9 protein-coding genes are annotated in these 12,998 nt (G+C 39.7%); 4 read left to right on the top strand and 5 right to left on the bottom strand.

Going from position 1 to position 12,998, the window contains the following annotated elements:
* Nucleotides 1–49 precede the first annotated feature (49 nt).
* On the bottom strand, nt 50–619 hold the full coding sequence (gene efp / locus EXE30_RS03850; protein WP_130161269.1) for an elongation factor P: 570 nt from the start codon (nt 617–619) through the stop codon (nt 50–52).
* Between the two features lie 86 nt (nt 620–705).
* Between efp and epmB the strand changes: the two genes are divergently transcribed.
* From epmB to EXE30_RS03835, 3 genes are read left to right on the top strand one after another with little or no spacing between them, the layout of a single operon-like run.
* The gene (gene epmB, locus EXE30_RS03845; RefSeq protein WP_121928339.1) at nt 706–1,722 is read left to right on the top strand and encodes an EF-P beta-lysylation protein EpmB; all 1,017 of its coding nucleotides are present in this window, start codon (nt 706–708) and stop codon (nt 1,720–1,722) included.
* Between the two features lie 13 nt (nt 1,723–1,735).
* Entirely contained in the window at nt 1,736–3,490 is a 1,755-nt protein-coding gene (locus EXE30_RS03840) for a GTPase (protein WP_130161268.1), read from the top strand.
* A complete protein-coding gene (locus EXE30_RS03835; RefSeq protein ID WP_130161267.1) occupies nt 3,472–5,562 on the top strand; it encodes an EAL domain-containing protein in 2,091 nt (696 codons plus the stop codon). The genes EXE30_RS03840 and EXE30_RS03835 overlap by 19 nt, the downstream gene beginning before the upstream one ends.
* A gap of 109 nt (nt 5,563–5,671) precedes the next feature.
* Here EXE30_RS03835 and rpmE read toward each other — a convergent pair whose 3' ends face one another.
* The 4 genes from rpmE to EXE30_RS03815 form a co-directional block, all read right to left on the bottom strand.
* Nucleotides 5,672–5,896 (bottom strand): 50S ribosomal protein L31, encoded by a 225-nt coding sequence (rpmE, locus tag EXE30_RS03830; protein WP_004671881.1) that lies wholly within the window; start codon nt 5,894–5,896, stop codon nt 5,672–5,674.
* 198 nt (nt 5,897–6,094) lie between these two features.
* The gene (locus tag EXE30_RS03825; protein WP_004671882.1) at nt 6,095–7,063 is read right to left on the bottom strand and encodes a bile acid:sodium symporter family protein; all 969 of its coding nucleotides are present in this window, start codon (nt 7,061–7,063) and stop codon (nt 6,095–6,097) included.
* A gap of 139 nt (nt 7,064–7,202) precedes the next feature.
* Nucleotides 7,203–7,604, bottom strand: coding sequence for a lactoylglutathione lyase (gloA, locus tag EXE30_RS03820; protein WP_004671883.1), 402 nt, complete (start codon nt 7,602–7,604; stop codon nt 7,203–7,205).
* A 2-nt stretch (nt 7,605–7,606) separates the two neighbouring features.
* Nucleotides 7,607–9,781, bottom strand: coding sequence for an AmpG family muropeptide MFS transporter (locus EXE30_RS03815; RefSeq protein WP_130161266.1), 2,175 nt, complete (start codon nt 9,779–9,781; stop codon nt 7,607–7,609).
* A gap of 525 nt (nt 9,782–10,306) precedes the next feature.
* Here EXE30_RS03815 and EXE30_RS03810 point away from each other — a divergent pair.
* On the top strand, nt 10,307–12,937 hold the full coding sequence (locus EXE30_RS03810; RefSeq protein WP_130161265.1) for a Lon protease family protein: 2,631 nt from the start codon (nt 10,307–10,309) through the stop codon (nt 12,935–12,937).
* The last annotated feature ends 61 nt before the right edge of the window (nt 12,938–12,998 follow it).

The raw sequence follows: 12,998 nt of genomic DNA, 5'->3' as shown, positions 1-12,998 counted from the left end.
AAAGGGATGATTTTCATCATCCCTTCGATAATCTTATCGTTAGATTCGATTATGCACGTTCTAAATAATCACCAGTACGGGTGTCTACACGAACGCTTTCTTCTTGCTGTACGAATAACGGAACACGTACCACAGCACCTGTTTCTAATTTAGCAGGTTTACCACCACCGCCAGAAGTATCACCACGTACACCTGGATCAGTTTCAATGATTTTAAGAACCACGAAGTTAGGTGGGCTTACGGTCAAAGGTACGCCATTAAATAACATAATGGTACATTTTTCATTTGAGTCGTCTTTTAACCATTTCGCAGCATCACCCATCGCAGTTTTATCTGCAGCGATTTGCTCGAAAGAGACAGGATCCATGAAATTCCAAAGTTCGCCATCGTTGTAGAGGTAATCCATTTCAACTTCTACAATATCAGCCGCTTCCAAAGAATCGCCTGATTTAAACGTTTTTTCTAATACTTTACCAGAACGTAAATTACGCAATTTTACGCGGTTAAATGCTTGACCTTTACCTGGTTTCACATATTCATTTTCCATGATTGAACATGGGTTACCATCAAGCATAACCTTAAGGCCTGCTTTAAAATCATTTGTAGAATAATAGGCCATGAAAGGCGCACTCCAAACTTAAAACTCAAATCTATTAATGCTAGACTAGGCAAACAGCTGCGGCTAACACTATTTTTACGTATGGCATGATAAACTATTTACATCAAGAGAAAAACTGGCAATCACAACTCAGTGATCTAATTACCGATCCTTTAGAGCTGTTAAATCTGCTTGAGCTATCTACCGAACAGTTATTATCTGGGGCAATCCTCGCCTCTGAGCAGTTCAAATTACGTGTTCCTCGTGCATTCGTCGGGAAAATGAACATTGGCGATCCTTTAGACCCGTTATTACTGCAAGTTTTACCACACCATTTAGAACTTGAAGAACATCCAGCCTTCGTTACCGACCCATTAGGTGAAGAAGCCGCCAACCAAATGGCAGGTGTTTTACACAAATACCAATCACGGTTTTTACTCACTTTAACGGGCGCATGTGCGATTCACTGTCGCTATTGTTTTCGCCGTCATTTTCCATATCAAGAAAATCTGCCTAAAAATGATGATTGGATAAATATTAAGCAGTACATTGAGCAAAATCCGAAGATCAATGAAGTCATTTTAAGTGGCGGTGATCCACTCACCCTCAGCAACCGAAAACTCGCTTTATGGCTAGAACGTCTAGCATCTCTCCCTCAAATTAAAATACTGAGAATTCATTCACGTGTTCCGATTGTTATCCCCAACCGTGTCGATAAAGAGCTGATTTCTATTTTAAAAAACAGTAGGCTACGCATAATAGTAGTGGTACACTCAAATCACGCAGCTGAGCTTGATGATTACACTTGCTCAAAGTTATTACAGTTATCATTGCATCATATTACCGTGTTGAATCAGGCGGTTTTACTCAAAGGTGTGAATGATTCTGCAAAAACGTTGACTGAGTTGAGTAGCCGGTTATTTGAAGCAAGAGTAATGCCGTATTACCTGCATGTTTTAGATAAAGTCAAAGGTGCTCAACATTTTGATTTAAGGTCTTCAGAGATAGACCATATATACAGTGATGTATTAGCAAGTTTACCGGGATATTTAGTTCCAAAACTTGTGAGGGAAATTGCGGGCGAAAAAAATAAAACACCGCTTTTTGGGGCTCAAACATTCTGAGATTGATAACACAATGATGAACACAGCTTTTTCGGATATTTTTCAAATTCCAACTGTACTAAGACGGGACAAACTGAGTTTTTGTGACACAAACACCAAAAGTTTGAATGAATGGATTTCCAATCTATCCATCATGCAATTAGGTGATACATCCAAAGCACTCTTTGCCGCTTTATTAGAACTCAGCGAGTTAGAATGTTCGGAAACCTTGCGTTTTGACTTAGTCCAAGTCTTACACCCGACCATCGAAAATGTTTTAGGCAGTTTAGAAAAGAATTTTTTCAATCAAGGTGTGATTAGCTCTGATCGCAATGAACATATCATTGAACTCGCGATGCTATTACGCTGCTACTTTGCAGCGGTTTATATCAATATTGTACGTCGTAGCAATGAACAGCTAGACCAGCAGAAGTTCTCGATATTTGCACTCAATCAAAAGAAGAATTTGCAGACAGCGAGAACACTGGCAACCTTCCAATCTTTACAACAACTGACCCAACTCTTATACCAACAACATATGTTGTATAGTGAACCCGTTGCAGGACAATGGCTCATCGCACATCAACTCTATGATGCCGCTGTTACACATAGATATCACCATACCAACTTAGATCAAGTTCATGGTACATCGAGTTCATTGGGCAATATTTCCCAAGCTTACGCCCAGCTCATTTTGATGGATATTTTTAATACCAATCAAATACGCCAATCTGAAATACAAGCGCTGTTCCAGTGTAGTTTTGACTGGGCGAAGATGGTTCAAATTCTACCCAAAGAAACAGACTTAACCAAATATGTGGTCGACACAAGTAAAGATCACCCACCGATTTATAATAAAAAGCAAAGTTCAGGTTTTCTACCGAACATTTTTATTAGTACGCATAGCCTATTGGATCATGTCACTGCAACCCTACATAAAAATGCGGAATATGTGTCCAAAAACGAAAAAGTCTATCTCACTCCTGCTTTAAAATTTCATGTGCAGACAATTCTAGGAACGATCGCGGAGCGTCGCCATGAGCGTTATGAATATAATGCTCAGCTACATATTTGTTTTGGTCTTTTGACCGCACATTTTTACCTGTCCAAAGCGAAGAACTTTTCAGAAACATTATTTCTAGATCATAGTTATGGGCTACAGAATGAATCAAGGTTCATGTCAGCTTGGGATAAAAAGAACACAACAGATAATCAAGAGTCTGCAATTCAACGTTTAAACCGTGAAAGTAAAACGGTATATCAAGCAGATATACTGGACATTAGTGTCAATGGTTATCGTATAAAGTGGTCTGGAGATGCACCTAAAAACTTAAGAACAGGTGAATATATTCTCGTTAAAGAAACCTCTCATGGCCATTGGCGTGGTGGTGTGATTCGCTGGCTCAAACAGTCTACTGAGAAAAGCTTAGAATTGGGTTTAGAAGTGCTTGCACAAGAAATTTTCCCTTGTGCTGCGCGTATTCAAGCGGATCGACATATCAGTAATTATCATCCAGCGCTTTTATTAAAAAATCAAAATTTGGATGAAACCAAAACAACTTTAATATTACCAGGTTCACAAATTTTTCGGGAACACCAAGCTGTTCATTTGAGATTGGGGAAAGAGGAAGTAAAAGTGTATTTATTAAACGCACAACTAATTACCCAAAGTTTTGTTCAATTTGAATTTGAACTACTGAATGAGGAAGAACAACCCGTTCTTCGTAAGTTTATGGCACAAAAAAATCTAGATAAAATTGATCAAGACTTATGGGAAGCATTGAAGTGAGAAATTCTTTACTCTCTAAAAAACTAAAACGGACTGAAACTCGTTTACTCATCATTGATGATAATCAATTACGGTATAATCAAATTTCGGCATTATTTGCGGCTCAAGATCATCAAATTCAAGCCACCTTATTAGATGATCTTAAAGCATTTGAAAAACAATTGAATTTAGCTTGGGATATTGTGATTTTTGGCCGTGCATACGATCTGAAAATTGAACAAACCCTATCGCTCATTCAAGCATCAGCACAGCCTAGCTTACCTGTTTTACTACTTGAGCCAGATGATTATCAGACCGATCAATATCAGTCTTATATTCATAAAGGGATTTATGATGTCTTGAATCTCGAATCACCTGAAAAGTTTTACATCAACATTGTTCGTACACTTTCTTACAGTCGTTTGGTTCAAGCTGAACATCGTTTGTTGAGTGAGTTAGAAGCAGCTCAAACCCAAGCACAATCTCTGGTTGCCGAGAGCCACAAAGCCGTTGCGATCTTACAAGAAGGCATTCATATCGAAGTAAATGCCGAATATGCAACACTATTTGGCTTTGACAGCGCAGACGATCTAGTTGGTTTACCAATTCTCGATGTTTTACAACCTGAAGATTTAAGTCAGTTTAAATTACGTTTTAAGAAAATTTCGCAGGGACAGTTTGAACAAGCACGTTTTGAACTGCGCACCCAGAATCCAATCATAAAAAATAATCCGCTACAAATTGAATTCCTCCCTTCTGGCAATGAAGATGAAATCCAACTCAATATTGAATGTGAATCAACACATCAATCGGTAGCCGCGACTCCAAACACAACACCGACCGAAAAAAGTTCGAGCTTATTTACTGCATTACAGCAAATTAATCGACAACTCGCAAACCAGCCAGCCAATGCCAATGCACTGGTGTTGTTTAGTCTAAACAACTGTCCAAATGAAGTTTTCCAAAAGGATTGGCACGCGACAAAAGCCTATTTCTCTAATATTCCAAACTTTATTAAAGAGCAAGTGAGTGTTCCTGTATATCAAGTTGATACCGCACTTTATGTGGCTTTATTCCAAGCAGAATCCAAAGTGGTATTGAACTCGTTATTGATCAGTCTAAATGGTTTGCAAAAGCCTCAATTGCTAGTCACGGAACAATATAACTTCCCTTTACATTTAAAATTAGGCTATTGCGAACTGACCAAACAGATTCCTGATGAAGCCCATTTTGAGCGCATCCTCTCTAAAGCATTCTTACAGGCATTACCTGTCTTTAACACCCCTAAGATTGATACCAATATCGGTTTAACCACTGAACATATTCCAAAAACGGTTCAAATTAGCCTATTACAAGAGCTGAAACAGAAATTAGATACCGGTGATATTCATCTTAAATATCAACAAACCTATGATAAACAAGATCAATATACGCATACTTATGAAGTTTCAAGTGGCTTTATTCACAATAATCAATGGCAAGATTTAAGTGATCTTGCTGATTTAAAAGATGATCCTGAGCTATCGGTTCAATTAGACCGCTGGATATTGGTAGAAGCATGTAAACAATTACATAATTTCATTACCCAATATCCAAAAGCAAAACTGATTATCAATCTAAATCATCACATTTTATTAAGTGATAAAAAACTTCCTGAACTAGTTGCAAAATTACTCACCATTATTGGAAGTAAACAAGCCCATCCAATCATTTTGCAGTTCTCCGAGCAAGCACTACAACAAAACCTATCACACGCTCAGCCGCAAATTGCTTTACTCCGTCAATATGGAGCTGAAGTGTCGATTCGTGGCTTTGGTGATTCTCTTTATAGCGATACAATTCTTCAGCAAATTGACACCCAATATGTGAGCTTCCACCCAACATTATCGAAAATGCTTGTATCAGATAAAGATATAGGAGCCTTGCAAGAAAAGGTGCTGCATTTTATTGCTCAGAAACCTGTTGAAATATTCTTAACTGAATTAAATGATATGAACTTATTTGCAAATGCGTGGAATGTAGAGAGTCGTTTCTTACAAGGTAATTATTTTCAGAAGAAACTTGATCGCTTAACGGATGTACAAGATCAATAAACACGATATGTAAGAAAATGATCATCGGGCGTAGTCAATACGCCCCTACATCTAATTTATGATCATAAAAAAAAACGGGCATATCGCCCGTTTTTTTGTTTTCTTGATATTAACGTTTGATAGAACGTGACATACCAGAAAAACGTTGTTTGAATTTGTCGATACGGCCGCCTGTATCCACATTCTTTTGTTTACCAGTATAGAATGGGTGGCAAGCTGAACATACGTCTAGATAAAGTGTTTCTTTACCTAAAGCAGATTTAGTTTCAATAACGTTACCACATGAACAAGTAGCAACTAGAGTTTGGTATTTTGGATGAATATCGGCGCGCATGCTCGATGCTCCTAATTAGTAAGAAAGGCTTAAGCTGTTATCGCAATTGATCACTCTCAATATGAGGAAAGCAAAGTGTTTTAAACTTGCAGATCAACACCACAACAGACCATTTCTTTTGACTCACCGAGACTCTAAAGGTCAGAGCAAAGCCAACAAGTGCCGAGCATTATACGCCAACAAAACAGATTTAGCGAATTATTCTTGTCGTGTTTTCGACCAATGATTGGCAATTATTCCACAAACCATCAACTGGATTTGATGAAAGATCATAATTGGCAAAACAATCATGCCTAAAGGTTGTCCGATAAATAAAATTTGCGCCATAGGCACCCCACTCGCCAAAGTCTTCTTTGAACTACAAAAGAAAATTGTCGCTTGATCCGCTTGATTGAAACCAAGCCATTTCGGTAGATAAAAAGCCAATAGCATCACAATGGTAAGCAAGACTGAACATGCAAGGATTAAATACAATAAGGTTAAACCACTGACTTGCTGCCATAACCCAGCAACTACAGCACTGCTGAACGCTCCATAAACCACCATTAGAATAGAGCCCTGATCAAATACCTTGACCAGACTTGGTCGTTTGAGCATTGCAGGAAAAATATAAGGGCGTAATATTTGACCTAATATAAATGGGACTAATAATAACAGTGTGATTTGGATAATCGACTGGGTTGGATCAAAACCATGTTGGCTTTGTCCAAGAATAAAATAGCTGACTAAAATAGGCGTAATAATCATACCAATGATATTGGAAAATGACGCACTACACACAGCACCTGCGACATTACCTTTGGCCATCGAGGTAAATGCAATCGAAGATTGTACTGTTGATGGCAGAAAGCACATAAACAGAAAACCCCAATACAACTGCTGTCCCAAAAGCGGCTCTAAGATCGGTCGGGCCATGAGGCCAATTGCAGGGAAAAGTAGAAAGGTAAACGCAAAGACGAGAGCATGCATTTTCCAATGCAGCATGCCTTCAACCACAGCTTCACGCGACAACTTTGCACCGTGTAAGAAGAAAAGTATTGCAATAGCAACGGTTGTGAGAATATTAAAATAAGATGCAATCTGGCCTGAAACTGGTAAAAATGTTGCAAGTACAACCATCGCAACCAAGAGTAATGTAAAACGATCCAGTGCCAAAATTTTGAACATATCTTATTCCTACTCACCCACTAAGTACAATAAAGCCCAATACAATATTGTTGACCATTTGATCGACATATCATACTGGGCTATATAAATAATGCTAGCGCTTTTAAATGAGAAATCTTCAGCTTAAGATGAATTCAAATTAGTTATTACGTGCATTTTGATCTTGTTGAATTAACTCAATCTTATAACCATCTGGGTCTTCAACAAAAGCGATAACCGTCACGCCACCCTTCATGGGACCTGCTTCACGCACCACCTTTCCACCACGCGCTTTAATATCGTCACATGCCTTATAAGCATCTTCTACACCAATCGCAATGTGTCCATAAGCATTACCAAGCTCATAGCTCGAAGTATCCCAATTATGAGTTAACTCAAGTACGGTATTGTTTTCTTCATCGCCATAGCCGACAAAAGCAAGGGTAAAACGCCCTTCTTCATAGTCGCGTTGGCGTAGCAATTTCATACCAAGTACCTCAGTGTAGAACTTTAAAGATTGTTCTAAATTACCTACACGTAGCATCGTATGTAACATGCGCATCGTTATTCACCTGTCTGTTGTGTTGATGGTTTTTCATGCTCGCGTAACAGCTTTGCAACCCAAACCACGAGGATTAAGATTGGAACACCAATCAAAGTCGTCATTAAAAAGAAATTCGGGTAACCCATATTGCTGACCATTGTTCCAGAATAGCCACCCAATAATTTCGGTGTTAATGTCATTAATGAACTAAAAATAGCATATTGAACCGCGGTAAAAGAAACACTCGTTAAACTAGATAAGAATGCAATAAACGCAGCACCAGCCAAACCAGCAGCGAGATTATCCACCACAATCGCGAGATATAGCCATAAAGAACTATACTGTTTAATGACTTTACCCGATAGCACTGTATCACCTTGCTGGCTTGGATCAATCGGGGCAATCGGTTGAATCTCAACATCCAAAGCCATCGCCGCATGAGGTTCAGTCTCAACTCGATACTGTCGCGTTGCCAATAAGGTCTGTTCACCCTTATTTTTTAAATTCGCGATAGCGCTAATATTTTTGCTTGCCGATGCTTGTAAGACTTGCCCATTAATCACACCAGTAAATAAACCATGTTGATCAACTTTAGTAGCGAACTCATGGCCATCTAATTTTAGAATAACAGGACGCTCCGCATCTAATTGATCAGGATCGATACCTGCCAACTGCCCCTTAATCACCAAACTCTGTTTTAACTCTTTTACGCTAAGTTGGTCATCATTGCTAATCGGGAGCAATTGAATTTGAGCTTGTTCTTTTGCCATCAAATACGGCAATTCTAATTGAATTTTTGAGGCTGCTTGGTTTTGAAATTGTGCAGTAACTTGAATCGAATCAGCATGAGTAAGTGTTTGCGTTGGGACTTGAACTTTCCAATAACCCACTTCATCCGTTGCAGCTTGATAATATTGATTGCCAACTTGAATCTGCACTTGATCTAGTGGTTTGCCAGATTTCACCAAGCCAATAAAAATCAAATTGGTTGAACTCGCCAGCACTGCTCCGATAAACATCAGTTTCATAATGTTCATACGTTGTGCAAGCAAACCACCCAAGAAGCCACCAAGCAAGCTAAATAGCACACCATAAACTTTAACCGCTTCTGCAATTTGTTCTTTGCTGAAATTTAGGTCTTGATAGAATACATTGGAAATCACCCCAGCGATAATGTCAGAGATTCGGAAGAAACCGATCAGCAATAACAGTACCAAAGCGAGTTTCACACCATATCGCTTAAAGAAGTCTAGAATCGGCGCGACCCATGTTTCTTTCGCCATCTGTTGATTCACAACACCCATTTTGACCAGTCCAAAACCAATCAAAATGGCAGTTGCTGTCGCCGTCAAAAACCGAAGTGCTTCTAAACCAAATAATGCTGCTGTGTCTTTAATCGCTGTTGCTTGAATCAAGGCCTGTGTAAGTTGACCCGAATAAATATAAGTCACTACAAAAGTTGTCACCGCAAGAAAAAATACCAAAACCAAACGGTAATAATCTGTGGTTTTATAATTTTTATAAACACGATTGACGAGAGGCTCTCGGACAATCAGTGTGGTAATAATCCCGATCACCATGACGGCAGCCATGGTTAAATAGGTATATTTCCAAGCTTCGTAGATATAATTACCTTTGGCTGTACCTAAATAGGCAGCCAAGAATAAAGCACCTGCACCTGCAACGATCATCCCAATTCGATAACCTGCGTTATAAGTCGATGCCAATACTGTTTGCATTTCCGTTTCAGCCAACTCAATACGATAAGCATCGATCACAATATCTTGAGTTGCCGCAGAGAAGCCCAACAATACCGCACCTGCTGCCATTTGAATTAAATAGCTTTGTCCCAGTGCGGGATCAGAAAAAGCCATGATACAAATTGCGCAAATAATGAGGCATTGTGCGATCAATAACCAAGCGCGACGACGACCTAATGTTTTGGTTAAAAATGGGACAGGTAACTCATCAATCAATGGTGCCCAAACAAATTTAAATGAGTAGCCCAATGCCGCCCAACTAAAAAACGTCACGGCAGTTTTATCAATACCAGCCTCTCCTAGCCACAAAGATAAGCTAGAAAAAATTAAAAGAATCGGTATCCCTGCTGAAAAACCAAGAAAAAACATAATCAGCGCACGGCGATCTAAAAATGCTTTAAATGCAGCCGCCCAACCAGAGGCTTGAGTCGTCATTGCTTATTATTTTCCAAAATGTTCAAATGTGCCTATTCAATCGTTTCTTGCCTCAGCTTGCAAGTTGCTTTATGCAATAATTAGGGTCTGTTGATATTTCAGCCATGCATTGCGTTATTGGCTAAAACCACTCAAACAAGGCATGAAACGTAGGCAATGGCAACTCCCTTGTCAAGTTTCATAACGAAGTTTGAGGCAGTTCTAGCCATAACCCTGAGCAAGAGCAAAGCACTGCTTTGGTCGCAGCGCAAGGCGAAGCTCGAAGACATGGACATTTTACTTGCGGAACGTTGTTCCTCATACTGCGTTATCTTGCGAAACAGTGTTTCTCATTATTTAGAATGACTAAATTTCACAAAACATGCCTTGTACCGCCTAAAAAATGTCCGCTGTCGCAAGCATCTGTGAAATGTCAACAGACCCTATTCTGTTTTGTCGATAAAAAACACAAGTTCGCTTGATCTTTAGACCCAAAACTGTATACCTTTAATTACTTAACTTTCGTTTCTTTGTTGGATAGCAATAGTGACCCAAAAACTCGACCAAATGACTGCAACAACTTTATCTCTAACACCAACAAACACGATTACAGCGAATACCAATATTTTTCCAAATGCTTTTGAACAACCAGATATACAACCAACACTGCTCAAGACCGCTTTACGTGCAGATCAACTGACTCATATCCCAGACTTAGCCAAAATTCCGAGCTCTACTAAACGCATAAAACCGCTCAACAATTTTTTAGGGCAAGATCGCGCACGCGCGTCTGTCGAAGCTGGGATTTCTTTACCGTATTCTGGCTATAATATTTTTGCAGTGGGTACAGCTGGACTAGGTAAACGTACCATGATTAAACGTTTACTCCAGCAACACGCCAAAACTATGCCCACACCGGATGATTGGGTATATGTAAATAATTTCAAAAACCCAAGACAGCCGCTTGCTTTGCGGTTTCCTGCGGGTCAAGGTACAAAGTTCCAAAATGCACTACAACAAGCGTGGCAAATCAGCTTAAAGCAATTGGAGCGTCGCTTTAGTGCAGAAAGTTATCACAATCGTATCGAACGCATCCGCCAAGATACAGGAGAAGTGCAACAACAGGCTTTGGTTGAACTCACCAAAGAAGGTGAAGAACTGGATCTAAAGCTCATTTCTCGTAATGATAAACATGTGTTTATTCCGATGTTCCTCAAGGACGATGAATATCACGAGTTGACCCAAAATGATCTTGATACCCTGAGCAGTAAAGAAAAGGCTGACATCAAATCTAATCTTCGCTATATGGAGAAAAAACTAGAACGTTTAGGTCTACACTTAGGTGATTTAGAAGATGATGCTCGAGATCAAGTTTCTAGTTTAAATCGTGATATTGCCGCACAAGTGGTGATGCCACGTATCAATCAAATATTAAGTCGACATAAAGAGGTCGAAAATTTAGAACAGTATTTAAAACAATATGCTGATGACATCATTAATAATGTCGAACTTATTTTAGAACAAGAGGAAGATGATTTTACCCCTGCTTTATTCAATCGTGTGCCTGCGCGCTATCAAGCAAATGTAATTACATCAAATAAGCCAAACAGCGGTGCACCTGTCATTTTTGAAGACTTTCCAACCCATTACAACTTACTGGGTCATGTTGAACAGTTAACCCATAATGGCACCATTACCACAGATTTCACTTTGATTCGACCTGGTTCACTACATCGCGCCAATGGTGGTTTTCTATTGCTCGAAGCTGAGCATTTACTTGAGCAACCCTATGCATGGCAAGGTTTGAAACGTGCCTTAAAATCAGGAAAACTCAAACTTTCGTCTTTGGAGCATATGCTGACGTTAACTGGCAGCATTTCGATTGAACCAGCAGCGGTGCCTCTTGAAATTAAAGTAGTTTTGCTGGCAGAACCTGAAATTTATTATGAAATTTTAGAAATTGAACCTGAGCTTGGTAGTGTCTTTAAGATTCGTGCTGACTTTACCGACACATTACAACGTAATGACAGTAATGAACAAGCTTACATGCAATTGATCGCAGACTATGTACAAGCAGATAAACTTTTACCTTTTGATCGTTCTGCACTGGCCGCTTTACTGACGGATTCTAGTCGCCAAGCTGAAGATCAAAGCTCATTGTCATTGCATGCATCCACGCTTGGCGATCTGATTCGCGAAGCCCATCATCATGCCTTTAAAGCGGATGACAAGCTAGTCACCAATCATCACGTCAACCAAGCGCTGCACCACCGCCAATATCGCTTGGGTTATCTCCGTGAGCTGTATTGGCAGGATCTATCTCGTGGCACGCAATTGATCGAAACCTCAGGACACCGTCTAGGTCAAATCAATGCCCTCTCAGTAATTCATTACGCTGATGTTGAATTTGGCTTACCTTCTCGTCTCACTGCTTCAGTTTACCAAGGTGGTGGCGATATTCTGGATATTGAACGTAGCGTTGAATTAGGCGGTTCGCTTCATGCCAAAGGTGTGTTGCTAATGTCTAGCTTCCTTAAAGCGCACTTTGGGCGTGAGCAGATTCTGCATTTCTCCGCGGCACTTGCTTTTGAACAGAGCTATGGTCAAGTAGATGGTGACAGTGCCACAGTTGCCGAATTATCAGCTTTAATCTCAGCCATCTGCCAAATCCCAATTGATCAATCTTGGGCAATTACAGGGTCAATGAACCAACTGGGGCAAGTTCAACCCATTGGCGGTGTAAATGCCAAAATTGAAGGTTTCTATGACGCATGTAAGTTACAAGGTCTAACTGGCAAACAAGGCGTGATTATTCCACGCCAAAACATGCAACATCTGATGCTACGTCAAGATGTAAGTGAGGCTGTTCAAGCAGGGCAATTCCATGTACATGCCATTGACACCATTGATCAAGCCTTAGAACTCTTAATGGCGCGCCCAGTAGGTACATTAGACAAGAAAGGCAGATATAGTAAAAACTCCATCTATGCTGCCGTAATGGAACAGTTAGAATATTGGCAGGCGATTGAAGATGGTGATGCAGTTGAGGATGAGGAACCAAAGAAAAAGAAAAAGCGAAAAAAAAGTAAGAAAGATACCTCAACAACTAAAGCGACTGAAGAGAGTGTAGCTGAAACTAAAGCACTTAAATCCATAGCTAAAAAGCGACGTAAATAAAGAAAAGCCATGTTCCCTTGTGGAGCATGGCTTTTTTAAATCTCGAATCTATGTAATACCA

It is taken from the genome of Acinetobacter halotolerans, from assembly GCF_004208515.1.
Lineage (GTDB): Bacteria > Pseudomonadota > Gammaproteobacteria > Pseudomonadales > Moraxellaceae > Acinetobacter > Acinetobacter halotolerans.
The sequence above is the reverse complement of the archived record's forward strand: the minus strand, read 5'-3'. Positions and strand labels throughout refer to the sequence as shown.